The organism is Streptomyces sp. NPDC058664 (genome assembly GCF_042716635.1).
In the GTDB taxonomy this organism is placed as follows: domain Bacteria; phylum Actinomycetota; class Actinomycetes; order Streptomycetales; family Streptomycetaceae; genus Streptomyces.
On the sequence record NZ_JBHXRW010000019.1, the window covers coordinates 38,106 to 63,749 of the forward strand.

Annotated in this window: 27 protein-coding genes; 11 read left to right on the forward strand and 16 right to left on the reverse strand. The window is 73.4% G+C overall.

What is annotated here, in order from left to right:
• Nucleotides 1-12 precede the first annotated feature (12 nt).
• From ACFWUY_RS17390 to ACFWUY_RS17415, 6 genes are all read right to left on the reverse strand, one after another.
• Nucleotides 13-585 carry a hypothetical protein gene (locus ACFWUY_RS17390; protein ID WP_384108477.1) on the reverse strand — a complete coding sequence of 191 codons (573 nt, stop codon included), beginning with the start codon at nucleotides 583-585 and terminating at the stop codon, nucleotides 13-15.
• A 320-nt stretch (nucleotides 586-905) separates the two neighbouring features.
• Nucleotides 906-1,712 carry a type III pantothenate kinase gene (locus ACFWUY_RS17395; RefSeq protein ID WP_384108290.1) on the reverse strand — a complete coding sequence of 269 codons (807 nt, stop codon included), beginning with the start codon at nucleotides 1,710-1,712 and terminating at the stop codon, nucleotides 906-908.
• Nucleotides 1,712-2,731 (reverse strand): carboxylating nicotinate-nucleotide diphosphorylase, encoded by a 1,020-nt coding sequence (nadC, locus tag ACFWUY_RS17400; protein ID WP_384108292.1) that lies wholly within the window; start codon nucleotides 2,729-2,731, stop codon nucleotides 1,712-1,714. The genes ACFWUY_RS17395 and nadC overlap by 1 nt, the downstream gene beginning before the upstream one ends.
• Complete coding sequence (locus ACFWUY_RS17405) at nucleotides 2,728-4,425, reverse strand: L-aspartate oxidase (RefSeq protein WP_384108294.1); 1,698 nt, start codon at nucleotides 4,423-4,425, stop codon at nucleotides 2,728-2,730. Before ACFWUY_RS17405 ends, nadC begins: the two co-directional genes overlap by 4 nt.
• On the reverse strand, nucleotides 4,422-5,492 hold the full coding sequence (gene panC / locus ACFWUY_RS17410; RefSeq protein ID WP_384108296.1) for a pantoate--beta-alanine ligase: 1,071 nt from the start codon (nucleotides 5,490-5,492) through the stop codon (nucleotides 4,422-4,424). The genes ACFWUY_RS17405 and panC overlap by 4 nt, the downstream gene beginning before the upstream one ends.
• A complete protein-coding gene (locus ACFWUY_RS17415; protein WP_384108298.1) occupies nucleotides 5,489-6,448 on the reverse strand; it encodes a Rossmann-like and DUF2520 domain-containing protein in 960 nt (319 codons plus the stop codon). Before ACFWUY_RS17415 ends, panC begins: the two co-directional genes overlap by 4 nt.
• 124 nt (nucleotides 6,449-6,572) lie before the next feature.
• Between ACFWUY_RS17415 and ACFWUY_RS17420 the strand changes: the two genes are divergently transcribed.
• Nucleotides 6,573-7,739 carry a threonine aldolase family protein gene (locus ACFWUY_RS17420; RefSeq protein ID WP_384108300.1) on the forward strand — a complete coding sequence of 389 codons (1,167 nt, stop codon included), beginning with the start codon at nucleotides 6,573-6,575 and terminating at the stop codon, nucleotides 7,737-7,739.
• On the opposite strand, the gene ACFWUY_RS17425 is transcribed toward ACFWUY_RS17420, so the two are convergent.
• Nucleotides 7,732-7,971: a hypothetical protein gene (locus tag ACFWUY_RS17425; RefSeq protein WP_384108302.1), complete on the reverse strand. Its 240-nt coding sequence runs from the start codon at nucleotides 7,969-7,971 to the stop codon at nucleotides 7,732-7,734. The genes ACFWUY_RS17420 and ACFWUY_RS17425 overlap by 8 nt on opposite strands.
• Before the next feature lie 106 nt (nucleotides 7,972-8,077).
• Here ACFWUY_RS17425 and ACFWUY_RS17430 point away from each other — a divergent pair, with 106 nt between their 5' ends.
• Entirely contained in the window at nucleotides 8,078-9,160 is a 1,083-nt protein-coding gene (locus ACFWUY_RS17430) for a DUF5937 family protein (RefSeq protein WP_384108480.1), read from the forward strand.
• A gap of 49 nt (nucleotides 9,161-9,209) precedes the next feature.
• Here ACFWUY_RS17430 and ACFWUY_RS17435 read toward each other — a convergent pair whose 3' ends face one another.
• Complete coding sequence (locus ACFWUY_RS17435; protein WP_384108304.1) at nucleotides 9,210-9,881, reverse strand: response regulator; 672 nt, start codon at nucleotides 9,879-9,881, stop codon at nucleotides 9,210-9,212.
• Between the two features lie 18 nt (nucleotides 9,882-9,899).
• Nucleotides 9,900-11,102, reverse strand: coding sequence for a sensor histidine kinase (locus tag ACFWUY_RS17440; RefSeq protein WP_384108306.1), 1,203 nt, complete (start codon nucleotides 11,100-11,102; stop codon nucleotides 9,900-9,902).
• 97 nt (nucleotides 11,103-11,199) lie between these two features.
• Between ACFWUY_RS17440 and ACFWUY_RS17445 the strand changes: the two genes are divergently transcribed.
• On the forward strand, nucleotides 11,200-12,288 hold the full coding sequence (locus ACFWUY_RS17445; protein WP_384108308.1) for an SAM-dependent methyltransferase: 1,089 nt from the start codon (nucleotides 11,200-11,202) through the stop codon (nucleotides 12,286-12,288).
• A gap of 116 nt (nucleotides 12,289-12,404) precedes the next feature.
• Entirely contained in the window at nucleotides 12,405-13,547 is a 1,143-nt protein-coding gene (locus ACFWUY_RS17450; protein ID WP_384108310.1) for an NADH-quinone oxidoreductase subunit D, read from the forward strand.
• A gap of 18 nt (nucleotides 13,548-13,565) precedes the next feature.
• On the opposite strand, the gene ACFWUY_RS17455 is transcribed toward ACFWUY_RS17450, so the two are convergent.
• The 5 genes from ACFWUY_RS17455 to ACFWUY_RS17475 form a co-directional block, all read right to left on the reverse strand.
• Nucleotides 13,566-14,054, reverse strand: coding sequence for a GNAT family N-acetyltransferase (locus tag ACFWUY_RS17455; RefSeq protein WP_384108312.1), 489 nt, complete (start codon nucleotides 14,052-14,054; stop codon nucleotides 13,566-13,568).
• On the reverse strand, nucleotides 14,051-15,181 hold the full coding sequence (locus ACFWUY_RS17460; protein ID WP_384108314.1) for a hypothetical protein: 1,131 nt from the start codon (nucleotides 15,179-15,181) through the stop codon (nucleotides 14,051-14,053). The genes ACFWUY_RS17455 and ACFWUY_RS17460 overlap by 4 nt, the downstream gene beginning before the upstream one ends.
• Nucleotides 15,182-15,311: 130 nt before the next feature.
• Nucleotides 15,312-16,301, reverse strand: coding sequence for an ABC transporter substrate-binding protein (locus tag ACFWUY_RS17465; protein ID WP_384108316.1), 990 nt, complete (start codon nucleotides 16,299-16,301; stop codon nucleotides 15,312-15,314).
• Nucleotides 16,302-16,307: 6 nt separating this feature from the next.
• The gene (locus ACFWUY_RS17470; protein WP_384108318.1) at nucleotides 16,308-16,985 is read right to left on the reverse strand and encodes an ABC transporter permease; all 678 of its coding nucleotides are present in this window, start codon (nucleotides 16,983-16,985) and stop codon (nucleotides 16,308-16,310) included.
• A 1-nt stretch (nucleotide 16,986) separates the two neighbouring features.
• Nucleotides 16,987-17,673, reverse strand: a complete 687-nt coding sequence (locus tag ACFWUY_RS17475) for an ABC transporter permease (RefSeq protein WP_384108320.1) — start codon at nucleotides 17,671-17,673, stop codon at nucleotides 16,987-16,989.
• A 143-nt stretch (nucleotides 17,674-17,816) separates the two neighbouring features.
• Here ACFWUY_RS17475 and ACFWUY_RS17480 point away from each other — a divergent pair, with 143 nt between their 5' ends.
• Complete coding sequence (locus ACFWUY_RS17480) at nucleotides 17,817-18,833, forward strand: ABC transporter ATP-binding protein (protein WP_384108322.1); 1,017 nt, start codon at nucleotides 17,817-17,819, stop codon at nucleotides 18,831-18,833.
• Here ACFWUY_RS17480 and ACFWUY_RS17485 read toward each other — a convergent pair.
• Nucleotides 18,820-19,932, reverse strand: a complete 1,113-nt coding sequence (locus ACFWUY_RS17485) for an alpha/beta hydrolase (protein ID WP_384108324.1) — start codon at nucleotides 19,930-19,932, stop codon at nucleotides 18,820-18,822. The genes ACFWUY_RS17480 and ACFWUY_RS17485 overlap by 14 nt on opposite strands.
• A gap of 165 nt (nucleotides 19,933-20,097) precedes the next feature.
• Between ACFWUY_RS17485 and ACFWUY_RS17490 the strand changes: the two genes are divergently transcribed.
• The 6 genes from ACFWUY_RS17490 (at nucleotide 20,098) to ACFWUY_RS17515 (ending at nucleotide 24,985) form a co-directional block, all read left to right on the forward strand.
• Nucleotides 20,098-21,942 (forward strand): phosphatidylglycerol lysyltransferase domain-containing protein, encoded by a 1,845-nt coding sequence (locus ACFWUY_RS17490; protein WP_384108326.1) that lies wholly within the window; start codon nucleotides 20,098-20,100, stop codon nucleotides 21,940-21,942.
• Between the two features lie 28 nt (nucleotides 21,943-21,970).
• Nucleotides 21,971-22,831, forward strand: a complete 861-nt coding sequence (gene folP / locus ACFWUY_RS17495) for a dihydropteroate synthase (RefSeq protein ID WP_384108328.1) — start codon at nucleotides 21,971-21,973, stop codon at nucleotides 22,829-22,831.
• Nucleotides 22,828-23,364, forward strand: a complete 537-nt coding sequence (locus ACFWUY_RS17500; RefSeq protein ID WP_384108332.1) for a nuclear transport factor 2 family protein — start codon at nucleotides 22,828-22,830, stop codon at nucleotides 23,362-23,364. The genes folP and ACFWUY_RS17500 overlap by 4 nt, the downstream gene beginning before the upstream one ends.
• Nucleotides 23,365-23,485: 121 nt before the next feature.
• Entirely contained in the window at nucleotides 23,486-23,845 is a 360-nt protein-coding gene (gene folB, locus ACFWUY_RS17505; RefSeq protein WP_056569486.1) for a dihydroneopterin aldolase, read from the forward strand.
• The gene (folK, locus tag ACFWUY_RS17510; protein ID WP_384108335.1) at nucleotides 23,842-24,441 is read left to right on the forward strand and encodes a 2-amino-4-hydroxy-6-hydroxymethyldihydropteridine diphosphokinase; all 600 of its coding nucleotides are present in this window, start codon (nucleotides 23,842-23,844) and stop codon (nucleotides 24,439-24,441) included. The genes folB and folK overlap by 4 nt, the downstream gene beginning before the upstream one ends.
• 61 nt (nucleotides 24,442-24,502) lie before the next feature.
• Entirely contained in the window at nucleotides 24,503-24,985 is a 483-nt protein-coding gene (locus ACFWUY_RS17515) for a DUF3180 domain-containing protein (RefSeq protein ID WP_384108337.1), read from the forward strand.
• 17 nt (nucleotides 24,986-25,002) lie between these two features.
• Here ACFWUY_RS17515 and folE read toward each other — a convergent pair whose 3' ends face one another.
• Nucleotides 25,003-25,608, reverse strand: a complete 606-nt coding sequence (gene folE / locus ACFWUY_RS17520) for a GTP cyclohydrolase I FolE (protein WP_384108339.1) — start codon at nucleotides 25,606-25,608, stop codon at nucleotides 25,003-25,005.
• Nucleotides 25,609-25,644: the final 36 nt, after the last annotated feature.

The following is a 25,644-nucleotide window of genomic DNA, read 5'->3' on the forward strand; positions in this document are numbered from 1 at the left end:
CGACCAGGGTAGCTAGCCGGCGACCCGTTCCTCGGGCGGGGGCGGGGGTACGGGCCTGCGGCGCGGCGGGAACGCCTCGGAGGGCTTGGGGACCGGGCGCTCGGTCGGGACGGGCGGCGTCGGCTTGGGCTCGTCCGCCGCCGCGCGTCCACCGGGCAGCACGAGCAGCCGGGCCCTGGGGGCGGCCGCCTCGGGGGTGGTGGTGGCCTGGGTGACCCGGGCCAGGCGCGCGCGCACGGAGCGCTCGGCGAGGGTCTGGCAGCGGGCGAGCAGCGTGGCGGCGGCGGGATTGTGGCGCAGTGCGCGGAGGGCGGCGAGGTCGTCGGCCGCCGGGTCGTACCCGGCGGCGAGCGCGTCCCGTAGGAGCTCCAGATAGCCGCCGAGAGAGCCGGGCAGCGCCTCGCGGTACCGGGTCAGATCGTCGAGGAGGAACGCGCGGAGACGGCCGGCCTCGCGTACGGCCTCGTCCACGGATTCGGCCAGGCGCAGAGCGTCCTGGACCTCCTCGTCCTGGAGGGGGGCGGGGTGGAGGGCGACGGCGAGGGCACGGCGGAGCACACGCAGCTCGTCCGCGCTGAACGCCATGCCGCCGCGGGATCCGTATGGCGTGGGCATGGGCCGACGATACGCGCTAATCGGACAATTTCCGCTTAGCGATCATTACGGCGCGTCGACGGCCGGGGCCCGGAGGAGGGCGGCGGCGACGGCTGCCGCGCCCGGGCGTCACCGGCGCCTCGCCAGGCCTTGTCCGGGCCTCACCGGGCCGTGTCGGGCTTCGTCAGGCCGCATCCGGGCCTTGTCCGGGCCTTGCCGGGCCGCGCCCGAACCCCGCCTGGTCGGGTCCGGGCCTCATCAGACCTCTCCGGGCCTCTCCCGACCGCGTTCGGTCCCGCCGGGCGGGGTCCTCACATGCGGGAGACGTTGCGCTCGTAGACCAGGCGCAGGCCGATCAGGGTCAGCCAGGGCTCGTGCTCGTCGATCTCCTTGGAGTCGGCGAGGACCATCGGCGCCAGGCCGCCCGTCGCGATCACCGTCACGTCCGACGGGTCGCCGTTCGGGCCGACGAGTTCCCGCTTCATCCGGGCGACCACTCCGTCGACCTGGCCCGCGTAGCCGTAGACGATGCCCGACTGCATCGCCTCGACGGTGTTCTTGCCGATCACGCTGCGGGGCCGGGCCAGCTCGATCTTGCGGAGCATGGCCCCCTTGACCCCGAGCGCCTCGACGGAGATCTCGATGCCCGGCGCGATCGCCCCGCCCGCGTACTCGCCGCGCGTGGTGATCGCGTCGTACGTCGTCGCCGTACCGAAGTCGACGACGATCGCCGGGCCGCCGTAGAGCTCGACGGCGGCGACCGCGTTGATCACGCGGTCCGCGCCGACCTCCTTGGGGTTGTCCGTGAGGACCGGGACGCCCGTCTTGACGCCCGGCTCCACCAGGACCGCCGGAACGTCCCCGTAGTACCGCCGCGTCACCTCGCGCAGCTCGTGCAGCACCGAGGGGACCGTCGCGCAGATCGCGATCCCCTCGATGCCGTCGCTCAGCTCGACGCCGAGCAGCGGGTGCATGCCCATGAGGCCCTGGAGCAGGACCGCCATCTCGTCGGCGGTGCGGCTCGGATCCGTGGAGATCCGCCAGTGCTCGACGATCTCGTCACCGTCGAAGAGACCGAGGACCGTGTGCGTGTTGCCGACGTCGATGGTGAGCAGCATCAGGCCCGCACCTCGCGCAGGTCGAGGCCGATGTCGAGGATCGGGGAGGAGTGGGTGAGGCCGCCGACCGCCAGGTAGTCCACGCCGGTCGCCGCGTACGCCGCCGCGTTCTCCAGGGTCAGCCGGCCCGAGGACTCCAGGACCGCGCGGCCCGCGACGAGGGCGACGGCCTCCTCGGTCTCGGCCGGGGTGAAGTTGTCGAGCAGGATCAGGTCGGCGCCCGCGTCGAGGACCTCGCGGACCTGGCGCAGGGTGTCGACCTCGACCTCGATCGGCAGCTCGGGGAACAGCTCGCGCACGGCCTTGAAGGCCTCGGCGACACCGCCGGCCGCCACCACGTGGTTGTCCTTCACCAGGGCCGCGTCGGACAGTGACATGCGGTGGTTGACGCCGCCGCCGCAGCGGACCGCGTACTTCTCCAGGGCGCGCAGGCCCGGAGTCGTCTTGCGGGTGTCGCGGACCTTGGCCTTCGTGCCCTCCAGGACGTCCGCCCACGCGCGCGTGGCGGTGGCGATGCCGGAGAGGCGGCACAGGATGTTGAGCGCGCTGCGCTCGCCGGTGAGCAGGTCGCGGGTGCGGGCGGTGACGCTGAGGAGCAGGTCCCCGGCCTCGACGCGCTCGCCGTCCTCGACGTGCCGCTCGACCTCGAACTCGTCCGCGCAGACGATGGACAGCACGGCCTCGGCGACCCGCAGACCGGCCACGACACCGGCCTCGCGGGCGGTGAAGTCGGCGGTGGCGACGGCGTCCTCGGGGACGGTGGCCACGGTCGTCACATCGACCCCGCCGTCGAGGTCCTCGGCGATCGCGAGGTGGGCGATGTCCTCGACCTGGATGGGGTCGAGACCGGCGTCCGCGAGGAGTTCGGCGAGCGCGGGGTCGAGACCGCACTCGAACTCCGCGCCGTCGCCGCAGCCGCAGTCGTCGCCGCAGCCGCCCTCCTCCTCGGAGGGAACCGTGCTGATCTGGATGAGAGGGACGTCCACGGGCTCGGGACGGGCTTCCTCGGGCGTGCTCACTTACGGCTCCCTGGGGCGTCGAGGGTGGGGGGAAAGTCGAAGGTGTCGGTGGTGCGGACGTCGAGGGCCCGCTCCGGGGTGAGGTGGACGACGAGGTGCCTGCGCCAGTTCACGTCGTCCCGGTCGGGGTGGTCCTCGCGCCAGTGGCAGCCGCGGGTCTCCTCGCGGCGGCGGGCGGCGGCGACCAGGACCCGGGCGACGCACAGCAGGTTGGTGGTCTCCCACGAGTCCACGCCCGGCTCGGCGGCCTTGGTGTCGTCGGTGCCGCCCGCGAGGGCGTCGTCGTGCAGGGCGTCCAGGGCCTCCGCGGCCTCCCGCAGGCTGGCCTCGGAACGCAGCACCCCGGCGCCGGCCGTCATGGTCCGCTGGATACGGGTCCGGGCGCCCGCCGCGGGCAGCGGCAGGGTCACCGGGGCCGGGTGCGGCACCGGTGCGCCCGCCGCGCGCGGCGCGGCGGCCGTGATCTCCTCCGCGATCCGCTCGGCGAAGACCAGGCCCTCCAGGAGCGAGTTCGAGGCGAGCCGGTTGGCGCCGTGGACGCCCGTGCAGGCGACCTCGCCGCACGCGTACAGGCCGGGGACGGTGGTACGGCCCCGGAGGTCGGTGCGGATGCCGCCGGAGGCGTAGTGGGCGGCGGGGGCGACCGGGATCGGCTCCGTCACCGGGTCGATGCCGTGGGCGCGGCAGGCGGCCAGGATCGTCGGGAAGCGCCGCTCCCACATCTCGGCGCCGAAGTGGCGGGCGTCGAGGTACATGTGCTCGGTGCCCTGCTCCCGCATCCGGCGCATGATCGCCTTGGCGACGATGTCCCGGGGCGCGAGCTCGGCCAGCTCGTGCTGCCCGGTCATGAAGCGGACCCCGTCGGCGTCGACCAGGTGGGCGCCCTCGCCCCGTACCGCCTCGGAGACCAGCGGCTGCTGGCCCTCGGAGCCTGCGCCGAGGAAGAGCACCGTGGGGTGGAACTGGACGAACTCCAGGTCGGAGACCTCGGCGCCGGCGCGCAGGGCGAGCGCGACGCCGTCGCCGGTGGAGACGGCCGGGTTGGTGGTGGCGGAGAAGACCTGGCCCATGCCGCCGGTGGCGAGGACCACCGCGGGCGCGTGGACGGCGCCGACGCCGTCGTGCTGCCCCTCCCCCATGACGTGGAGGGTCACGCCCGCCGTACGGCCCTCGGCGTCCGTCAGGAGGTCGAGGACGAGGGCGTGCTCGATGGTGCGCACGCCCCGGTCCCGTATCGCCTCGACCAGGGCGCGGGAGATCTCGGCGCCGGTCGCGTCCCCGCCCGCGTGCGCGATGCGGCGGCGGTGGTGGCCGCCCTCGCGGGTCAGCGCGATCTCGCCGTCGGCGGTCTTGTCGAAGTCGGCGCCGGTCGCGATGAGGCGGTGGACGGCGTCGGGGCCCTCGGTGACGAGGGCGCGCACGGCCCGCTCGTCGCAGAGCCCGGCGCCGGCGACGAGCGTGTCGTCGAGGTGCTGCTCGGGGGTGTCGCCCTCGCCGAGCGCGGCGGCGATGCCGCCCTGGGCCCAGCGGGTGGAGCCGTCGTCGAGGCGCGCCTTGGTGACGACGACCGCACGGAGCCCGGCGGCGGTGCAGCGCAGGGCGGCGGTGAGGCCCGCGACGCCGGAGCCGACCACGACGACGTCGGCGTCGATGGCCCAGCCCGGCGCGGGCGCGTGCAGCCGTATTCCGGTCACTTGGCGGCTCCGAAGGTCAGGGGGATGTTGTCGATGAGCCGCGTGGTCCCCACGCGCGCGGCGACCGCGAGGATCGCCTCCCCGTCGTGGTCGTCGGCGACCTCGGTGAAGTCGGCCGTGTCGACGAGCGCCAGGTAGTCGAGGACGAGCGGCGGCTCGGCCCGTGCCGCGTCGTCGAGGACGGCGCGGGCCGCGGCCCGCACGGCCCCGGCGCAGCCGCCCTCGACCGCCTGGGCGACCGCGTGGGCGTCGGCGGCGGCGCGGGCCTCGCCGAGCCGGGACAGCGCCTCGGCGCGGTTCTCCGCCCGCCCCTGGGCACCCGGCAGGGACGCGGCACGCGCGCGCAGCGCCTCCTGGGCGGCGAGCCGGTCGGCGGCGGCGAACAGCGCGCCGGACAGCGCGAGGGCGGTACGGCGCTCGTCGGCCGACAGGTAGCGGTTGCGGCTGGACAGGGCGAGGCCGTCGCTCTCCCTGACGGTCTCCACGCCGACGATCTCGACCGGGAAGTTCAGGTCGCGGGCCATGCGGCGGATCAGGGCCAGCTGCTGGGCGTCCTTCTGGCCGAAGAAGGCCAGGTCGGGCGCGGTGAGGTGGAGGAGCTTGGCGACGACGGTCAGCATGCCGTCGAAGTGGCCGGGCCGTGAGGCGCCTTCGAGGCGCTCGCCCATGGGGCCCGCGGTGATCCGGACCTGGGGCTCCCCGCCGGGGTAGACCTCGTCGACGGAGGGCGCGAAGACGACGCTCGCGCCCGCGTCGAAGGCGAGCTCCAGGTCGGCCTCGAGGGTGCGGGGGTAGCGGTCGAGGTCCTCGCCCGCGCCGAACTGGAGCGGGTTGACGAAGACGGTGACGACGACGAAGCCCTCGGCACCGACACGCTCGCGGGCGGTACGGATCAGGGCGGCGTGACCCTGGTGGAGGGCGCCCATGGTCATGACGACGGCGTTGCGGCCGGGCAGCCCGTGGTGGGCGGCGGCGTCGGCCAGGTCCTCGACCGTGGGGAGGAGCTCGGCCGGCCGGTGGCGGACGGGGCGGCCGCCCTCGGCGCTCGTGCGGGCGGACAGGGTCATCGGTCGTCTCCTTGCGGCCCGTCGGCCGCTCCGGCGGTGCCCGTCGAGGTGTCGGCGGCGAGTACCCCGAGCAGGTCCTCGGCCAGCTCGGGCTTGAGCAGGCCGTGCGCGAGCGCCCGGTCGGCGGTCGTGCGGGCCATCGCCAGATAGCCGGCGACGGTGCCGGGCGCGTGCTTGCGCAGCTCGGCGACGTGGGCGGCGACCGTGCCGGCGTCGCCGCGCGCGACGGGGCCGGTGAGGGCCGAGTCACCGGACCGCAGGGCGTTGTCCAGGGCGGCGCCGAGGAGCGGTCCCAGCATCCGGTCGGGGGCGGCGACCCCGGACTTGCGGAGCAGCTCCATCGACTGCGCCACCAGGGTGACCAGGTGGTTCGCCCCGAGGGCCAGGGCCGCGTGGTACAGCGGGCGGGCCTCCTCCGCGATCCACTCGGGCTCGCCGCCCATCTCGATCACCAGGGCCTCGGCGGCGAGCCGCAGCTGCTCGGGCGCGGTCACCCCGAAGGAGCAGCCGACGAGCCGCTGGACGTCGACCGGGGTGCCGGTGAAGGTCATCGCGGGGTGCAGGGCGAGCGGGAGGGCGCCGGCCCGGCGGGCGGCGTCGAGGACCCGTACCCCGTACCGCCCGGAGGTGTGCACGATCAGCTGTCCCGGCCGTACGGCTCCGGTGTCGGCGAGGCCCTCGACGAGACCGGGCAGGGCGTCGTCCGGCACGGTGAGGAGGACCAGGTCGGCCAGGGCGAGGACGCGCGCGGGCTCGACGACCGGGACCTCGGGCAGGAGGTCCGCGGCGCGGCGCCGGGAGGCGTCGGAGACGGCGGAGACGGCGACGGGGCGGTGCCCGGCGAGCTGGAGCGCGGCGGCGAGGGCGGGGCCCACGCGGCCGGCGCCGACGACTCCGACGGTGAGCCGGGCGGGTCGGTCCTCGGCGCGGGGCTCTGGCGCTGCTGGTGCGTTCACGGTGGGGACGGCCTTCCGTTCCAGTCCTCGGCGGGTACCGGACGATTTCTGGTCATGCTACGCCAGCGTTTCGCGCCGCCCGCGGCTGTCCACAGGGTGGGGGCGGCGGTGTGATGATCGGGCCATGAATCCTGTGGACTCCGTGGACCCTGTGGACGAGGAAGCGGCCCGGCTCCACCGGGCGAAGGTCTGGGGCGGCGCCGACCGCAAGCTGTGGCACACCCCGGTGGACGGCGCGGTCGGCACGCGCCTGCGTGAGCTCGCCGAGTGGACGGAGGCGTCCGGGCGGGCGGAGCAGCCGGTCGACACGTACGGGGACGGGCCGGTCGAGGAGCTGGAGCGGCGCGTCGCCGAGCTGCTCGGCATGCCCGCCGCCGTGTTCTTCCCGACCGGCACGATGGCCCAGCAGGTGGCGCTGCGCTGCTGGGCCGGACGCACCGGCAGCCCCGCCGTCGCCCTCCACCCGCTCGCCCACCCCGAGGTCCATGAGGGCGGCGCGCTCGGGGCCGTCTCCGGGCTCCGTACGGTCCACCCCACCGACGCGCCCCGGCTGCCGACGGCCGAGGAGGTACGGGACCATCCCGAGCCCTTCGGGACGCTGATGCTGGAGCTGCCGCTGCGGGACGCCGGCTTCGTACTGCCGACCTGGGACGAGCTGACCGAGGTGGTGGAGGCCGCCAGGGAACGGGACGCGGTGGTCCACTTCGACGGGGCGCGCCTCTGGGAGTGCCCGACGCGTCTCGGCCGTCCGCTCGCGGAGATCGCGGGGCTCGCCGACAGCGTCTACGTCTCGTTCTACAAGTCCCTCGGCGGCCTGTCCGGCGCCGCGCTGGCCGGACCCGACGAGGTCATGGCGGAGGCCAGGGTGTGGCGGCACCGGTACGGGGGCCTGGTCTTCCAGCAGTACCCGGCGGCCCTCTCCGCGCTCCGCGGCCTGGACGTGGAGCTGCCCCGGCTGCCCTCGTACGTGGCCCACGCGCGCGTGGTGGCCGACGCGGTCCGGGAGGCGTTCGAGGAGGCGGGAACGGGCTGGTTCCGGGTCCACCCGGAGGCCCCGCACACCCACCAGTTCCAGGTCTGGCTGCCGTACGCCCCCGAGACCCTGACGGCGGCGGCCCTCGCCCAGACCGAGGCCACGGGTACCGCGCTCTTCCACCGCTGGTCCGCCCCGGGCCCGGGCGGCCCGCCGGGGGTGTCGGTGACGGAGCTGACGGTGGCGGAACCGGGCCTGGAGTGGACGGCGGAGGACGTGAAGGCGGCGGTACGGGACTTCCTGTCGCGGCTCACCTAGAGGCGCGTGGGTGCCGTCGTCGGCGCAGGGAGGCGCGGATGCCGCCGCGCGGGAGGCCGCCCCGCGGGAGGCCGGCCCGCGGGAGGCCGGCCGCCACCACCCGCTCGAAGCGGCGGCGGTCGCGGGCGGCCCGGAGCAGGGCGACGTCGTAGGTGCCGGGCGGCGGAGGCGGGGGCTCCCCGAGGCGGGCGGCGCGGTAGCTGTCGAAGAGGTACTGGTGCAGCGCGTTCATGTCCTCACCGTGCGCCGCGCCGGTGCGGTCCGGCCCGTCGTTTGACGACCCCCGTCAAACGGCACGACAGCGTCCCCGTCCCACCCCGCACCATGGACGGGTGAGCGTGACGATCGACATCACCGGACTGCCGCACGAGCGGATCACCTTCTGCCCCTCGCCCCTGGCGGAACTGGGCGCCGCCCTGCACGCGCTGGCCGAGCCCGCGCACCACCCCCGGCTGCACGCCTGGACCACCACGACGACGGCGGCGCTGAAGCCGGAGCTCGCGGACCGGCTCCACGAGGCCGACTTCATGTGGAACTCCACCCGCTCGGACATCCTGCTGCCGCCGCGGCCCCGGGAGACCCTGGCGGAGGAGCTGGACGACCTCGACCGCATGGACGACGAGACGTACGTGGGATCCGCCCTGGAGATCTCCTGCAACGGCAAGTACACGCGCGGCGCCCCCTCGCCGCTCGTCAACGAGCGGATGCGGCGCCGCGCCCTCGACCTGGCCGCGGCGCGGGGGCCCCGGCAGACCGCGTTCGTGGAGCGGATGCTGGCCGACCCTCCCGGCACGCGCGCGTGGATCCGGCGGCTCCTGGAGGACTGCGACGAGGCCTTCTTCGCGGACACCTGGCGGCGCGTCCACCTCCAGCTCGCCGCCGACGCCCGCCACAAGACCGAACTGATGCGGCGCAAGGGGCTGGCCGAGGCCGTCGCCGACGCCTCCGCCGCCATGACCCTGGAGGAGGACGCGCAGGGCTCCCGGATCGTCGTCGACAAGCTGGTCCAGGGCCGGACGAGGGCCCAGGGCTCCGCGGTGACGTTTCTGCCGACGGCCTTCGGCTGGCCGCACCTCTTCGCTCTCTACACCCCCGGCTGGCAGCCCGTCATCCAGTATCCGATCCCCGCCCGCGACCTGGGCGGCGCGGCCTCCGTCGAGGAGGTCAGGCTGCGCCTGGAGGCCGTCGCCCACCCCATGCGGATGCGGCTCTGCCGCAGCCTGGCCCGCGGCTCCAGCACGACGAGCGAGCTGGCCGACGCGTACAACATCACCGCCCCCGAGGTCTCGCGGCACCTCGCGGTCCTGAAGAAGGCCGGTCTGATCACCACCCAGCGCCGTGGCCGGTACGTCCTGCACCAGCTCGACGCGGCCGTCGTCGCCCGCCTCGGCAGCGACTTCCTGGAGTCGGTCCTGCGCTGAGCCCGCCAAGGCCGGCCGCGCCGGGCCCGTCAGGGCGGCGGGGAGGCTCTCAGGACCTGCCGCCCGCCCGCACCAGACCCGTCTCGTACGCGAGGACGACGACCTGGACCCGGTCACGGAGGCCCAGCTTGGTCAGGATGCGGCCCACGTGGGTCTTCACCGTCGCCTCCGACAGGACGAGCCGGGCGGCGATCTCGCCGTTCGACAGGCCCTGGGCGACCAGCATCATCACCTCGCGCTCGCGGTCCGTCAGACGCCCCAGCTCCTTGTGCTCGGGCTCCTTGCCCGACGACGGCAGCATCGGCGAGAAGCGGTCGAGCAGCCGCCGGGTGGTCGAGGGCGCCACCACCGCGTCCCCGCTGTGCACCGAGCGGATCGCGCCGAGCAGCTCCGCCGGGGGCACGTCCTTCAGCATGAAGCCGCTCGCGCCCGCCTTGAGCCCGGAGAACGCGTACTCGTCGAGGTCGAAGGTGGTCAGGATGAGCACCTTCGGGGCGTCCGGCTGCGAGCAGATCCGCCGGGTCGTCTCCACCCCGTCCAGCTTGGGCATGCGCACGTCCATGAGGACGACGTCGACCGCCGTCGCCCGCAGCACCTCGAGGGCCTCGACCCCGTTGCCCGCCTCCGCCACGACCTCCATGTCCGGCTGGGCGGCGAGCACCATGCGGAAACCGGTGCGCAGCAGCACCTGGTCGTCGACAAGCATCACACGGATGGACATCAGATTCCTTCGGGGTCGTCAGTGGGCGGGCTTGAGGGGGAGCAGGGCACTGATCCGGAAGCCTCCACCGGGACGCGGGCCCGCGTCCAGCGTGCCGCCGACCATGCCGACCCGCTCCCGCATGCCGATCAGGCCGTGGCCCCGGCCGTCGGCTCCCCCGTCCTCGTACATCTCCTGCGGCGCTCCCCGGCCGTCGTCCTCGACGAGCAGTCCGAGGCCGTCGTCGAAGTACACCAGCCGGACGGCGGCACCGACGTCGGGACCGCCGTGCTTGCGCGTGTTGGTGAGGGCTTCCTGCACGATCCGGTACGCGGTGAGCTCGACCCCGCTGGGCAGCGGGCGGGGGCTGCCCTCGACCGCGAAGTCCACGGTGAGACCGGCGCCCCGCACCTGCTCGACGAGGTCCTCGATCTGCCGCACGTCGGGCTGGGGGACGTACTCCCCGGCCTCCTCGTGCTCCCCGGTGCGCAGGATGCCGAGGAGCCTGCGCATCTCGGCGAGCGCCTGCCGGCCCGTGGTGGAGATGGTCTCCAGGGCCTGCTTCGCGGTCTCCGGTGAGGAGTCCATGACGTAGGCGGCGCCGTCGGCCTGCACCACCATCACCGACACGTTGTGCGCGACGACGTCGTGCAGCTCGCGGGCGATCCGGGCCCGCTCGGCGGCCACCGCGACCTTGGACTGGGCCTCGCGCTCCTGCTCCAGGCGGGAGGCGCGCTCCTCCAGCTGCGCGAAGTAGGCGCGGCGGGTGCGGAGCGAGTCGCCGAGGACCCAGGCGAGCGCGAACGGCACGGTCATGATGACCGTGAAGAAGACCTTGGCCGCACCGGAGTCGGTGCCCTCTATGGGCCACCTCAGCTGCGAGAGCGTGGAGGCGCAGAGTCCGCCGACGAGCGCGAGACGGGACGCCCAGCGGGGTCCGTCGTGCGCCGCGACGGCGAAGATGATCATGAGCATGGCGAAGTCGGCCAGGAACGGCCTCAGCCCGAAGCCGAGCTGCGCGATCCCGAGACCGCCCGCGAGCAGCAGCATCTTCTCCGGTGCCCGCCGCCGCAGGGCCACGACCAGGGAGAAGAGCACGGCCACGAGACCGTACGCGGCGGGGTGGTCGACCGCCGGGTAGGTCGTCCCCACCCACAGCAGGGAGAACCCGAGGAGGACGACGGCCCAGAAGGTGTCGACGCCCGTCGGGTGTCTGCGGAGGAAATCGTAGAGGCGCTGCACGTCACCCAGAGTAGGGAAGAGAGGGAGGTGCTCGGATCAACCGTGGGGTCGATCCTTGACACGGGGCCCGTACTCCCCGAGGTGGAGACTGGGGCTCGTGACGGATGAGACGTGTCAGTGGCAGGGGTGGCGTGAGGCCACGGAACGGGCGCTGTACGGCCCGGGAGGCTTCTACCTGCGCCCCGAGGGCCCCGCGGGGCACTTCCGCACCTCGGTGCACGCCTCCCCGCTCTTCGCGGCGGCCGTGGCCCGGCTGCTCGGCGAGGTCGCGGAGGAGCTGGGAACGGCCGAGGTCGACCTGGTGGACGTGGGCGCGGGGCGCGGTGAGCTGCTCACGGGCGTGCTCGCCGCGACGGAGGGCGGCGGGCTCACGGTCCGGGCGTGCGCCGTCGAGCGGGCCGCCCGCCCGGCGGGGCTCGACCCCCGGATCGTGTGGACCGCCCGGCCGCCCCGGGGGACGAGGGGGCTCCTCTTCGCGAACGAGTGGCTCGACAACGTGCCGGTGGACGTGGCCGAGGCGGACGCGGAGGGCACGGCGCGGTACGTGGAGGTCCGCGCGGACGGCGCCGAGCGGCTCGGCGCGCCCGTCTCCGGTCCGGACGCGGAGTGGCTGGCCCGCTGGTGGCCCCTGCGGGAGCCGGGTGCGCGGGCCGAGATCGGCAGGACGCGGGACGAGGCCTGGGCGGCGGCGGTGGCCTCGCTCGCGGCCGGCCGGGCGGTGGCCGTGGACTACGCGCACGTACGGGACTCCCGGCCGCCCTTCGGCTCCCTGACGGGGTTCCGCGCGGGCCGCGAGGTCCCTCCGGTGCCTGACGGCAGCTGCGACCTGACCGCCCATGTGGCACTGGACGCGTGCGGACGCCTGACGGAAGATCCGGCGGGCGAGGGGCACACGGGCGCGTACGGGAGCCTGACGGCGGGGCCGGTCGGCGACGGGCCCGTCGCCGGCACGGGCGGGGCGCCGGCTCCGGGGTTGCCCGTGGCCGAGCTGGTCACGCAGCGGGAGGCGCTGCGGCGGCTCGGGGTGTCCGGGGAGCGCCCGCCGCTCGCGCTCGCCTCGACCGACCCCGCCGGCTACGTCCGCGCGCTCGCGTCCGCCGGCGAGGCCGCCGAACTCACCGCCCGCGGTGGTCTCGGCGACTTCCTCTGGCTGACCCAGCGGGTTCCGGACGGCACCGACCGCTGACCACCCGGCCGGTCACGGCCCCCGTCGGCACCCGGCCCCACGGGTCGCGTCGCCGCCTCGGGTCCGTCCTCCGGGCGGGGAGCCGGCGGCCCGGGGCGGCAGGGGATACTGGCCGCATGACGGAGACGACGGTCGGCATCGGCGGCGCGGCGGAGAGCACCGACATGGTGCTGAACATCGGGCCGCAGCATCCCTCGACCCATGGCGTGCTCCGGCTCCGGCTCGTGCTCGACGGCGAGGTCGTCCGGCAGGCCGAGCCGGTCATCGGCTACATGCACCGCGGTGCCGAGAAGCTCTTCGAGGCGCGGGACTACCGGCAGATCATCATGCTGGCCAACCGTCACGACTGGCTCTCCGCCTTCTCCAACGAGCTCGGCGTGGTCATGGCCGTCGAGCGGATGCTGGGCATGGAGGTCCCGGAACGCGCGGTGTGGACCCGTACCCTCCTCGCCGAGCTGAACCGGGTCCTCAACCACCTGATGTTCCTCGGCTCGTACCCCCTCGAACTGGGCGGGATCACCCCGGTCTTCCACGCCTTCCGGGAGCGCGAGGAGCTCCAGGCGGTGATGGAGGAGGTCTCCGGCGGCCGGATGCACTACATGTTCAACCGGGTCGGCGGCCTCAAGGAGGACCTGCCCGCCGGATGGCTGGGGCGGGCGCGTCAGGCCGTCGCGGACGTGCGGTCGCGGATGGACGTGTACGACCGGCTGGTCCTCGGCAACGAGATCTTCCGGGGCCGTACGCGCGGGGTCGGCGTCCTGTCCCCGGCCGCGGTCCACGCGTACGGGGTCTCGGGGCCCATCGCCCGCGCCTCGGGCGTCGACTTCGACCTGCGCCGTGACGAGCCGTACCTGGCGTACGGGGAGCTCCGGGACACGCTGCGGGTCGCGGTGCGCGAGGAGGGCGACTGCCTGGCCCGGTTCGAGTGCCTGCTCGACCAGACGCACAACTCCCTGGACCTGGCGGACGCCTGTCTGGACCGGATGGCGGAGCTGCCGCCGGGACCGATCAACCAGCGGCTGCCGAAGGTGCTCAAGGCTCCCGAGGGCCACACGTACGCGTGGACCGAGAACCCGCTCGGCGTCAACGGCTACTACCTGGTGTCCAAGGGCGAGAAGACCCCGTACCGGCTGAAGCTGCGCTCGGCCTCGTTCAACAACATCCAGGCCCTCGTCGAGCTGCTGCCGGGGACGCTCGTCGCCGACATGGTGGCGATCCTGGGTTCGCTGTTCTTCGTCGTCGGCGACATCGACAAGTAGCCGGCGCGCGGCGGAGGCTCAGGGTCCCCAGCGCATCACGGCGTACTGCCGCTCCTCCGTGCCGGGCGTCCGCCGGTCGACGGTGCTCCAGCCCCAGCGTGCGTACCGGTCCGTCAGTTCCGGTACGTCGAGGGTCATGAGCAGCGCCGGTCCGGACGTCCCGACCACGAGCAGCGCGTCGTGGAGGTGCTTGCCGATGCCCTGGCCCTGGTGGGCCGGGGCGACGACGAGTTCGGCGAGCTCGAAGGCGGGAGCGCCGCCGGACAGGGCCGTGTCGTTCCATCCGGCCGCGAAGCCGAGCAGGGCGTCGTCCGGGGCGAGCGCGATCACCGCGGTGAACCCGTCCTTCCGCGCGGCCGCGTCGAGCAGCCTGTCCACGGTCCGTACGGCGCTGAGCGGCGGCTCGTGCCAGGGGGCGCCGCAGAACGCCTGCGCGCACAGGGCCAGCAGTTCATCGCGGCGGCGGGTGCCCTCGCCGACCGGGAGGTCGGTGAGGCGGTACGTCACGAGTTCACCGCTCCGCGCAGCTCGGCGACGTCGAGCTGCTCGGTCTCGTCGTGCGCGGTCAGGTCGATGACCTGGCCGATCGCCTGCGCCGGAGCCGTGACGCGCGGCGCGAGCGGGTTTCCCGCGGCCGTGCCGGCCGGGTCGGTGACGGACGCGACCGGGGTGAGGAGCGGGGCGCCGAGCGCGGTCCGGGCCGCCAGGGCCTCTTCGAGGACCTCCTCGCCCACGACGTCGGCGAGGTCCGTGTTCTGCACGGCCTCGATGGCCTCCGCCGCCTTCTGCGTGCCGAAGAAGTCGAAGCCGCCCTCGGGGCGCGGGACGGGCCTGCGGGCCGCGTACGGGACGATCGCGGCCGCGGTCGGCACGGTCGGCACCTTCGTGGAGGCCGGCGGGACCGGGGCGGCCTGCGGCAGCGCGAGGGCGGTGGCGGCCGGGCGGGCGTGCTCGGTTCCGGCGGCCGCCGCGTGCTTCCCCTGCGGTTCCTCCGTCTCACGGGCCCGCTCCGCGAGGTCACGCGCGCGGGCCGCCTCCGCGGTACGGCGGGCCTGCTGCACGGCGGCGTTGCGCGGGAGGTCGCGCAGCGCCTGGGCGGCGCGGCGGAACGCCTCGGGGGTGGGCGTGGAGCCGCCGGCGGGCAGCGCCTTGGCGGCGCCGGTGCCGGACGCCGTGCCGGTCGTCTCCAGGGCGAGGACACGACGGCCCTCCAGCGCGCTGGCCCGCTCGGTCTCGGCGGTGGCGTACCGGCGGAGCAGGTCGGCGTGCTCCCCGCGCAGCGCGGCGAGCTCCACGCGCTTGGCGCGGAGCTTGGCGTCGAGCCGGGCGCGCAGCGCGCGGGACTCGTCCAGGTCGGACTCCAGCTCGGCGGTCCGCTCCTCGGCCTTCCACTGGTCCGCGGCGCGGGCCCGGTCGAGCTCGGCGACCCGCAGACCGGCGCTCCGGTCCCAACTGCGCATGAAGACGGCACCGGTGACGGCGGCGGCCGCCGCCGCGGCGGCGAGCAGCCGCACGACCACCAGATCGCCGGGCAGCCAGGAGGCCGCGGCGCACACGACCGCGGCGCCGGCGACCGCGGAGGGCGGCAGCAGCTTGTGCAGAGGCGGGGAATGGCGGTGGCGTCCACGTGGCATGGCCTGAAATTTACCGTGCGTAGGCGCCGTGTGGGGCGTCGGCCCGGCAATCTCTTGGCCACTTCTCGCCATCAGAAGTGGATATCCGCCGTTCCGGTTCCGTTTCGGGCCGACTCCCCTCACCCGGTGCCTACTTCTTGAGCAGCCCCTTCTCCGTCAGATACGCCTTGGCGACGTCCTCCGGCTTCGCCCGCTCGGCGTCCACCTTGCGGTTGAGTTCGGCGAGATCCGCCGTGGTCAGTACCTTGGTGATCTTGTCGAGAGCGGCGGCTATCTCCGGGGAACCGGCGTCCTTCGCGTTGACCACGGGCAGCACGTTGTCGGCGTTCTGCAGCTTCTTGTCGTCGTCGAGGAAGACGAGTCCGTAGCTGTCGAGGGTGGCGTCCGTGGTGGTCGTCAGGACCAGCTGGTCCACCCCGTCCTTGACGGCCTGCTTGGCCTGCGGGGTGCCGACCCCCTTGGGGTCGATCCCGGTCACGTCGATCCCGTACGTCTTCTTCAGACCCGGCGCGCAGAACGGCCGTACCGCGCATTCGTCACCGGCGGCGATCCTCACCTTCAGCTTCGCACCGCCGAGATCCGAAAGCGTCTTCAGCTTGTTCTTCTCGGCGAATTCCTTCGTCACCGCGAACGCGTTCTGATCGACCGCCTCACCGACCGCGAGCACCTTCAGACCACGCGGTTCGGCGAGCTTCCGCAGCGCCTCGACCGTGGCCGCCGCGTCACCGGAGGCGACCGGCTTCTCCTCGGGCGCCTTCGGTCCGTTCACCTTCGCGTTGAGGAATTCCGCGATCGTCGCCGCGTATTCCGGGACGATGTCTATCTCGCCCTTCTCCAGGGACGGTTCGTACAGTTCGCGGTTCTTCACGGTGGTGATGGACACGGAGTACCCGGCGTCCCGCAGCGTCTGCGCGTACAGCTCGGCGAGGACCTTGGCCTCGGTGAAGGCCGCCGCGCCGACCACCAGCGAACCGGCGCCGGCGCTCCCGGTGCTCCCGGCCCCCTTCTCCTTGCCCTGCTCCAGGCTGTCACCGCCGCACGCGGCGAGCGCGACGGTCAGCGCCGTCGTACCCAGTACCGCGCCCGCGATACGCGAGACCCTGTTCACGAGATCACCCATCTCCAGTCAGTTTTCGATCGGTCTTTCACGTCGTCGTCCGAGAAGGCGGTCCGCGCCCACGAGGACGCCCTCCACCAGGAGGGCGAGCAGAGCCACGAGCACGGCGCCCGCGACGACCCGCGCGGTGTCGTACGTGGCGAAGCCGGCCGTGATGATCCGGCCGAGGCCGCCCTGCCCGACCATCGCCGCGACCGTCGCCGTGGCGACCACCTGCACCGCGGCCGAGCGCACCCCGGTCATCACCACCGGCCGGGCGAGCGGCAGTTCGACGCGGCGGAAGAGCTGGCCGCCCGTCATCCCCATGCCCCGCGCGGCCCGCACCGCGGCCCGGTCCACCTCCCGCACCCCCACGTACGCGTTGGTGAGGAGCGGCGGTATCGCGAACAGCACGAGGGCCACCACGGTCGGTACGTAACCGGCGTTCCGCAGGGGCGACACCATGAACAGGGCGAGGACCGCGAAGACGGGGACCGCCCGCCCCACGTTCGACACGTTCACCGCGAGGGCCCCGCCCCGGCCCAGATGACCGAGCCACAGGCCCAGCGGCAGCGCGAGCGCCGCGGCGACAAGGAGCGCCGCCCCGCTCACGTACACGTGCTCGGCGAGCCGCCGCCCGATGCCCTCCTCGCCCGTCCAGTGCGCGCCGGTGGTGAGCCAGCCCCAGGCGTCCGTCACCACCCCCATCTCACCCACCTCCCGGCGCGGTCCGTATCCGGGTCCACGGCGTGAGCAGCCGCTGGAGTCCCAGGAGCAACAGGTCGGCGGTGACGGCGAGCAGCACGCACAGCACCGACGCGGCGAGCATCTGCGCCTTGAAGAACGTGGGCAGCGCGTCCTCGATGAGATTGCCGAGGCCACCGCGCCCGACGACCGAACCGATCGTCGTCAGCGCGATCGTGGAGACCGTCGCCATCCGTATCCCGGCCATCAGCACCGGCAGCGCGAGGGGAAGTTCGACCTGCCAGAGCAGCCGCAGCGAGCCGTACCCCATGCCCCGGGCGGCCTCCCGCGTATCGGCGGGCACCGCTGCGAGGCCCGCGAGCGTGTTCCGCACGAGGATCGTCAGCGCGTACAGCACGAGGCCGGTCACCACGAGCGCCGCCGACAGACCGAAGAAGGGCAGCAGCAGCGAGAACATGGCGAGCGACGGCACCGTGTAGAGCAGGGTGGTCAGACCGAGGACCGGTCCCGCGAACCGGGGCCGGGCCCGGACGAGGAGCGCGAGCGGCACCGCGACGAGGAGCGCGATCACCACCGACACGACCGTGATTCCCACATGCTGGAGCGTCGCTTCCGCCAACTCCCCGGCCCGCGTGCGCAGATACTCCCCGCAGATCCAGTCGTTCGTGACCAGACAGTTCGGTGCGCCCATCCGTCCCTCCCCCCGGCCGTCGACCTTCCCGAACGCATGTGTGACGACCCTAACCCCCGCCACCGACAATCCCCGAGACTCGCCACAATGCGGCAACACGCCCTTCACACACCCCCGACGCCCAGGGGACAGAATGGGGAACCATGATCCGGTTCGAGCACGTGACCAAGCGGTACGCGGACGGCACCACCGCCGTCGACGACCTCTCCTTCGAGGTCGCCGAGGGCGAACTCGTCACCCTGGTCGGGCCGTCCGGCTGCGGCAAGACGACCACGATGATGATGGTGAACCGGCTCGTCGAGCCGACCTCCGGCCGCGTCCTCGTCGACGGCCGGGACATCGCCGGCGTCGACCCCGTCGCCCTGCGCCGCAAGATCGGCTACGTCATCCAGCAGGTCGGGCTCTTCCCCCACCGCACCGTCCTCGACAACACCGCGACCGTCCCCGCCCTCCTCGGCTGGAAGAAGGCCGCGGCACGTGCGCGTGCCGCCGAACTCCTCGACCTCGTCGGCCTCGACCCGGCCACCTACGGCTCCCGCTACCCCGCCCAGCTCTCCGGCGGTCAGCGCCAGCGCGTCGGCGTCGCCCGCGCCCTCGCCGCCGACCCGCCCGTCCTCCTCATGGACGAGCCCTTCGGCGCCGTCGACCCCGTCGTCCGAGAACGCCTCCAGAACGAGTTCCTCGCCCTCCAGGCCACCGTCCGCAAGACCGTCCTCCTCGTCACCCACGACATCGAGGAGGCCGTCCGCATGGGCGACCGCATGGCCGTCTACGGGCAGGGCCGCATCGAGCAGTTCGACACCCCCGCCACCGTCCTCGGCTCCCCCGCAACCCCGTACGTCGCGGACTTCGTCGGCAGCGACCGCGGCCTCAAGCGGCTCGCCGTCACCCCCGTCACCGAGGCCGACCTCGACCCCGTACCCCCGGCGAAGCCCGGCGACGCGAAGGGGACGGACGGCGCCCCCGCTCCCGTACCCCTCGGGACCTCGCTCAAGGACGCCCTCTCCGTGCTCCTCCAGCACGACACCGGCCGGCTCACCGTCACCGGCGCCGACGGGCGCCCGCTCGGCGTCCTCACCCCGGCGGGCGTCCACCGCGCCCTGCGCCGGGCCACCGTGGAGCAGGCGTCGGACCGTGGAGCGGGCGTCAGGTCGCGCTGAGCTTGCCGCCCAACCAGACCATCCCCGGCGGGATCTCCCTGTTCCACGTGTTGAAGTTGTGGCCGCCGCTCTCCAGCGTGATCGAGGAGACCCGCGCCGGGCTCTTCACCTTCTTGATGAAGTCCAGCGTGCCCTTCAGGTTGCCCTCGCCCCGCTTCGACGTCGTCACCAGGAACGACGACTTCCCCTGCGGCAGATGGTCCAGGCTCCACAGCAGGTCCCCCCGCTTCCGCAGCCGGTCGTCCCCGTGGAAGAGATCCCCCGTCGTCACGTCCTCCGCCGCCCGGTAGTACGCGGAGAACCCCACCCCCGCCGCGAACCGGTCCGGATGGTGCAGGGCGATCTTCAGCGCGCAGTACCCGCCCGTCGAGTTCCCCATGAACCCCCAGTTCCGGGGCTTCGTACCCACCCGGTACGACTCCGAGACCGCCTTCGGCAGGTCCTCCGCGAAGAAGGTCTCCGTCTGCGGCCCCCCGGGCACGTCCACGCACTCGGTGTCCCGCGGGGGCGCCACCGTCGGCCGCAGCATCACCAGGATCATCGGCTGCATCCGCCCCTCCTTCGCCTGGAGGTACGCCGTCTTCGGGTACTTCAACCCCTTGATGAGGTTCTCCGCCGTCCCCGGGTACCCCGTGAGCACCACCGAGGCCGGGAACGCGCGCTTCGCGTACCGCTCCTGGAAGTACTCCGGCGGCAGGTACACGTAGGCCGGCGACACGATCCCCGAACGCTCCCCCGCCACGACGACCTTCTGTATCTGGCCGCCGACCGCCGGACGTTTCCCGCCGGGCACGTCGAGCCCCTGCGTGCCCACCACCCGCAGGTCCTTCGAACCGGCCGCGTGGTCGAGGACCACGCCCATGTCCTGCTCCTGCCCGAACAGGTCGGCCCACGAGCCGTAGAAGAGGAACGACCGGTTCGCCGCCAGGCCCACCGCCGCGAACAACGCCACCTGGGTCGCGAGCAGCAACCCGACCCGCCCCACGTACGCCCGCCAGCCACGACGCGCGAGGCGCGGCCACAGCCAGACCGTGGCGACGAACAGCGCCACGGCCAGCACGACCGCAACCACCAGGACTTTGTTACTGGTGAGACCCATGGGACGACCGAGCCTTCTTTCCGAGAATTTCCTGTGACCGAATGAACCCGACTCCGCACGACTCCGTCCTAGAAGGCGCACCAGCCGGAACGGCCCGCCGAACGCGCCGCAGGGCCCGACCGGAGTCAAAGACCCCTCGCTGGACCACGGGAAGTACGGGAAGCCATGTCTGTCACGCTAGATGGGGACAAATCAGGAATGGTTCCGGTTCGGGTACGCCGGATTCTCCGCGGCCCCCGACCGGAGAAGGTCCCCGCGCTCGTCGGCACGGCCTGCACCCTCATCGGCCTCATCGACATCGCCGCCGGCGTCTTCCCCCGCTTCCGCGCCAGCCGCATGCACGCCATGGCCGAAGTCCTCCCCGGCACCCTCGGCCCGCTCTCCGCCGCCCTCTCCCTCAGCGCCGGCGTCCTCCTCCTGCTCCTCGCCCACGGCCTCAAGCGCCACAAGCGCCGCGCCTGGCGCGCCGCCGTCGTCCTCCTCCCCCTCGGCGCCGCCGCCCAGTTCATCTGGCGCCACTCCGTCCTCGGTGCCCTCCTCTCCCTCGTACTCCTCGCCCTCCTCCTCCGCCACCGGGCCGAATTCGCCGCCCTCCCCGACCCACGGAGCCGCTGGCGCGCACTCGCCAACTTCGTCGTCATGGGCGGCGGATCCATCGCCCTCGGCCTCGTCATCGTCAGCGCCCACCCGCGCCGCGTCCTCGGCAGCCCCAGCCTCGCCGACCGCCTCGAACACGTCCTGTACGGACTCCTCGGAATCGAAGGCCCCGTCGGCTACAGCAACGGCGTCGACTGGACCGTCGGCTACTCCCTCGGCGCCCTCGGCATGCTCACCGCCCTCACCACCATCTACCTCGCCTTCCGCCCCGAGCACCCCGCCGCCCGCCTCACCGACGACGACGAGGCCCGACTGCGCGCCCTCCTCGACCAGCACGGCGGCCGCGACTCCCTCGGCCACTTCGCCCTCCGCCGCGACAAGGGCGTCGTCTTCTCCCCCAGCGGAAAAGCCGCCGTCTGCTACCGCGTCGTCTCCGGCGTCATGCTCGCCAGCGGCGACCCCATCGGCGACGTCGAAGCCTGGCCCGGCGCCATCGAACGCTTCATGGACGAGGCCAAGGCCCACTCCTGGACCCCCGCCGTCATGGGCTGCTCCGAGACCGGCGGCCAGGTCTGGACCCGCGAGACCGGCCTCGACGCCCTCGAACTCGGCGACGAGGCGGTCGTCGACGTCGCGGATTTCTCCCTCTCCGGACGCGCCATGCGCAACGTCCGCCAGATGGTCAAACGCATCGAACGCAACGGCTACACCACCCAGGTCCGCCGCGTCCGTGACCTCGACGCCACCGAACTCGCCCACGTCCGCCGCGCCGCCGCCGACTGGCGCGGCACCGACACCGAACGCGGCTTCTCCATGGCCCTCGGCCGCATCGGCGCCCCCGGCGACGGCGACGCCGTCATAGCGACCGCCCACAAGAAGAACGACACCGACGCCCCCGACACCCCCTACGGCGACCTCAAGGCGATCATCCACTTCGTCCCCTGGGGCCCCGACGGCATGTCCCTCGAACTCATGCGCCGCGACCGCTCCGCCGACCCCGGCATGAACGAGCTCCTCATCGTCGCCGCCCTCCAGGCCTCCCCCGGCCTCGGCATCGCGCGCGTCTCCCTCAACTTCGCCATGTTCCGCTCCGCCCTCGCCCGCGGCGAGAAGATCGGCGCCGGACCCGTCCTGCGCGTCTGGCGCGGACTCCTCGTCTTCCTCTCCCGCTGGTTCCAGATCGAGTCGCTCTACAAGTTCAACGCGAAATTCCGGCCACGCTGGGAACCCCGCTTCGTCGTCTACCGCACCAGCCGCGACCTCCCCCGCATCGGCTTCGCCGCCATGCAGGCCGAAGGCTTCGTCAGCCTCTCCCTGCCCCGCCCCTTCACCCGCAGACGCCCCGCTCCCACCCCCCGGCCCTGCGCCCACATCGTCCCCCCACCCGCCGAACGCGAGATCCGCGCGGCCTGATCTCGCCCCCGGGCCCTACGCTGGACACATGAGTAAGACGATCGACCGGGGCACCGCCCGAGGCCTGCCGGAGTGGGACCGCTGCGCGGTCATGGGCGTGGTCAACGTGACGCCCGACTCCTTCTCCGACGGCGGCCGCTGGTTCGACACCACGGCCGCCGTCAAACACGGCCTCGAACTCGTCACCGAGGGCGCCGACCTCATCGACGTCGGCGGCGAGTCCACCCGCCCCGGCGCCACCCGCGTCGACGAGGAGGAAGAACTCCGCCGCGTCGTCCCCGTCGTCCGCGGCCTCGCCGCCGAAGGCGTCACCGTCTCCGTCGACACCATGCGCGCCGGCGTCGCCGCCCGCGCCGTCGAAGCCGGCGCCGTCCTCGTCAACGACGTCAGCGGCGGCCTCGCCGACCCCCGGATGATCCCCGCCGTCGCCGCCGCCGAAGTCCCCTTCGTCGTCATGCACTGGCGCGGATTCAGCCAGAACATGAACAGCCTCGCCGTGTACGACGACGTCGTCACCGAAGTCGTCGGCGAACTCCGCACCCGCCTCGAAGCCGTCGTCGACGGCGGAATCGACCCCGAACGCATCGTCGTCGACCCCGGCCTCGGCTTCGCCAAACTCGCCCCCCACGACCTCGCCCTCGTCGCCCACCTCCCCGAGCTCCGCGCCCTCGGCCGCCCCCTCCTCGTCGCCGCCTCCCGCAAGCGCTTCCTCGGCCACGTCCTCGCCCGCGAGGGCGCCGCCCCGCCCCCCGCCCGCGAACGTGACGCCGCCACCGCCGCCGTCTCCGCCCTCGCCGCCCACGCGGGCGCGTGGGCCGTCCGCGTCCACGAGGTCAGGGCCACCGCCGACGCCGTACGCGTCGCCCGGGCCGTCGAGGGAGCCGCGTGAACCCCGAGGACTGGCCGGAGGACGAGGAGAACGGGCCCGACGAGGAACCCCGCACCGCCCCCGGCAGCGACGAGGCGGCCGTCGAAGCCGCCAACACCGCCTTCTACGAAGCGATGGAGACCGGCGACTTCGAAGGCGTCGCGGACCTCTGGCTCGACGACGGCGCCACCCCCATCACCTGCGTCCATCCCGGCTGGCCCGTCCTCACCGGCCGCGGCGAGGTACTCCGCTCGTACGCGCTGATCATGGCGAACACCGAGTACATCCAGTTCTTCCTCACCGACCTCAAGATCTCCCTCGCCGGCCGCACCGCCGTCGTCACCTGCACCGAGAACATCCTCAGCGGCGGCCCCGCCGAGGACGGCGCCGCCCTCGGCCCCCTCGTCGGCCAGCTCGTCGTCGCCACCAACGTGTTCCGCCACACATCCGACGGCTGGAAGATCTGGTCCCACCACGCCTCCCCCGTCCTGGCCGAGACCGAGGGAACCGAGAACGGCGAGCCCGGCACGGACGAGACCGGACCCCCCTCCTGACCCGCCCCCGCCCCCCACGGGCAAGCGCTGTCGGCCCCCGCAGGTAGATTCGACAGTGGACACCCGGCCGTCCGCACCCGGCTGCGTGCCCACCCGAACTACGACAGCAGGAGTGATTCGCGTGGATCGTGTCGCGCTGCGCGGCCTCAAGGCCCGGGGCCACCACGGCGTCTTCCCCAAGGAGCGCGAGGAGGGCCAGACCTTCATCGTGGACCTGGTCCTCGGCCTGGACACCCGCCCGGCGGCCGCCGACGACGACCTGACGAAGACCGTGCACTACGGAATCGTCGCCGAAGAGGTCGTCGACGTCGTCCAGGGCGAACCCGTCGACCTCATCGAAACCCTCGCCGAGCGCATCGCCCAGCAGTGCCTCAGCCACGCCGGAGTCCAGGAGGTGGAAGTCGTCGTCCACAAGCCGGACGCGCCCATCACCGTGCCCTTCGACGACGTGACCATCACGATCACCCGGAGCCGACGATGAAGCCGACGCAGAGCGACCCCACCGTCCAGCCCGTACCGGCCTCCGTCGTCGAGACCGTCGACGCCGCCGACGTCACCCTCTCCAACCCCCGCTGGGCCGTCCTCGCCCTCGGCGCCAACCTCGGCAACCGCCTGGAGACCCTCCAGGGCGCCCTCGACGCCCTCGCGGACACCCCCGGCCTCCGGGTCAAAGCCGTCTCCCCCGTCTACGAGACCGAGCCCTGGGGCGTCGAGCCCGGCACCCAGCCCTCGTACCTCAACGCGGTCGCCCTCGTGAAGACGACGCTGCCACCCTCCTCCCTCCTGGAGCGGGCCCACGCCGTCGAAGAGGCCTTCCACCGCGTCCGCGAGGAGCGCTGGGGCGCCCGCACCCTCGACGTCGACATCGTCGCCTACGCGGACGTCCTCTCCGAGGACCCCGTCCTCACCCTCCCCCACCCCCGCGCCCACCAGCGCGCCTTCGTCCTCGCCCCCTGGCACGACGTCGACCCCGACGCCCAGCTCTCCGGCCACGGCCCCGTCACCGCACTCCTCGCCGCCCTCGGCAGCGAAGGCGTCACCCGACGCGCCGACCTGGAACTCCGTCTCCCCGAGTAGTCGTTACGCTTCGTGGCAGACCGCCCACGACCACGACCGACGACCACACGAAGGACATCCGGTGAAACAACTGCGGCTCAAGGTGCTCACCGGACTGTTCCTCGTCGCCGGCATCCTCTCCTGGGGCGCCGCCCGGCTCTGGGACTCGGTCGGCACCCTCCCCAGCGTGCCGGTCGCCGCGCCCATCGTCCTCGCCGTGATCGCGGCCGTCCTCGCGGCGACCGCCCTCTCGATCCGCTCCCGCCTCAAGGCCCAGCGCGACCGCCGCCCCGGCGCCAAGGGCGTCGAACCCCTGATGGCGGCCCGCGCGGTGGTCTTCGGCCAGGCGAGCGCCCTGGTCGCCGCCCTCGTCGCCGGCATGTACGGCGGCACGGGCGTCTTCCTCCTCGCCTTCCTCGACGTCCCGGCCCGCCGCGACCAGGCCCTCTACGCGGCCCTGGCGGTCGCGGCGGGCATCGGCGTCATCGCGGCGGCCCTCTTCCTGGAGCGGGTGTGCAAACTCCCGGAGGACGACGACGAGGGCCCGGGCAAGGCCCGGGCCTGAGTCTCGGTGGTGCCGGTTCAGCGCGCCATGATGAGGCTCATGGCCTCGGCGCGGGTCGCGGGGTCACGCAGCTGACCGCGCACGGCCGAGGTGATGGTCTTGGCACCCGGCTTGCGGATTCCTCGCATCGACATGCACATGTGCTCGCACTCGAAAACCACGATGACGCCGCGCGGCTCCAGCATCTCCATCAGGGAGTCGGCCACCTGCGTGGTGAGTCGTTCCTGCACCTGAGGGCGGCGGGCGTAGACGTCGACGAGGCGGGCCAGCTTCGACAGACCGGTGATCTTGCCCGTCGTCGACGGGATGTACCCGACGTGAGCCACTCCGCGGAACGGGACGAGGTGATGCTCACAGGTCGAGTAGACCTCGATGTCCTTGACCAGCACCATCTCGTCGTGGCCCAGGTCGAACGTGGTCGTCAGGACGTCCTCGGGCTGCTGCCACAGGCCGGCGAATATCTCCTTGTACGCCCGCGCCACCCGCGCCGGCGTCTCCTTGAGTCCCTCTCGGTCCGGGTCCTCGCCGACCGCGATGAGGAGCTCTCGTACGGCGTTCTCGGCGCGCTTCTCGTCGAACTCGCCGATCGTGCCCTCGCCGTCCAGCGTCACCGGGTCGGTCATCCTGTGCCTCGTTCCGTCTGACTGTCGTACGCGCGA

Excerpts from the sequence above, each read along its gene's own strand:
- ACFWUY_RS17390 (WP_384108477.1), bottom strand. The coding sequence starts at position 585 with ATGGCGTTCAGCGCGGACGAGCTGCGTGTGCTCCGCCGTGCCCTCGCC.
- ACFWUY_RS17395 (WP_384108290.1), bottom strand. The coding sequence starts at position 1,712 with ATGCTGCTCACCATCGACGTCGGCAACACGCACACGGTCCTCGGTCTC.
- panC (WP_384108296.1), bottom strand. The coding sequence starts at position 5,492 with ATGACCCTGTCCGCCCGCACGAGCGCCGAGGGCGGCCGCCCCGTCCGC.
- ACFWUY_RS17420 (WP_384108300.1), top strand. The coding sequence starts at position 6,573 with ATGAATCCTGTGGACTCCGTGGACCCTGTGGACGAGGAAGCGGCCCGG.
- ACFWUY_RS17425 (WP_384108302.1), bottom strand. The coding sequence starts at position 7,971 with ATGAACGCGCTGCACCAGTACCTCTTCGACAGCTACCGCGCCGCCCGC.
- ACFWUY_RS17435 (WP_384108304.1), bottom strand. The coding sequence starts at position 9,881 with ATGTCCATCCGTGTGATGCTTGTCGACGACCAGGTGCTGCTGCGCACC.
- ACFWUY_RS17450 (WP_384108310.1), top strand. The coding sequence starts at position 12,405 with ATGACGGAGACGACGGTCGGCATCGGCGGCGCGGCGGAGAGCACCGAC.
- ACFWUY_RS17460 (WP_384108314.1), bottom strand. The coding sequence starts at position 15,181 with ATGCCACGTGGACGCCACCGCCATTCCCCGCCTCTGCACAAGCTGCTG.
- ACFWUY_RS17465 (WP_384108316.1), bottom strand. The coding sequence starts at position 16,301 with ATGGGTGATCTCGTGAACAGGGTCTCGCGTATCGCGGGCGCGGTACTG.
- ACFWUY_RS17470 (WP_384108318.1), bottom strand. The coding sequence starts at position 16,985 with ATGGGGGTGGTGACGGACGCCTGGGGCTGGCTCACCACCGGCGCGCAC.
- ACFWUY_RS17475 (WP_384108320.1), bottom strand. The coding sequence starts at position 17,673 with ATGGGCGCACCGAACTGTCTGGTCACGAACGACTGGATCTGCGGGGAG.
- ACFWUY_RS17480 (WP_384108322.1), top strand. The coding sequence starts at position 17,817 with ATGATCCGGTTCGAGCACGTGACCAAGCGGTACGCGGACGGCACCACC.
- ACFWUY_RS17485 (WP_384108324.1), bottom strand. The coding sequence starts at position 19,932 with ATGGGTCTCACCAGTAACAAAGTCCTGGTGGTTGCGGTCGTGCTGGCC.
- ACFWUY_RS17490 (WP_384108326.1), top strand. The coding sequence starts at position 20,098 with ATGTCTGTCACGCTAGATGGGGACAAATCAGGAATGGTTCCGGTTCGG.
- folP (WP_384108328.1), top strand. The coding sequence starts at position 21,971 with ATGAGTAAGACGATCGACCGGGGCACCGCCCGAGGCCTGCCGGAGTGG.
- folK (WP_384108335.1), top strand. The coding sequence starts at position 23,842 with ATGAAGCCGACGCAGAGCGACCCCACCGTCCAGCCCGTACCGGCCTCC.
- folE (WP_384108339.1), bottom strand. The coding sequence starts at position 25,608 with ATGACCGACCCGGTGACGCTGGACGGCGAGGGCACGATCGGCGAGTTC.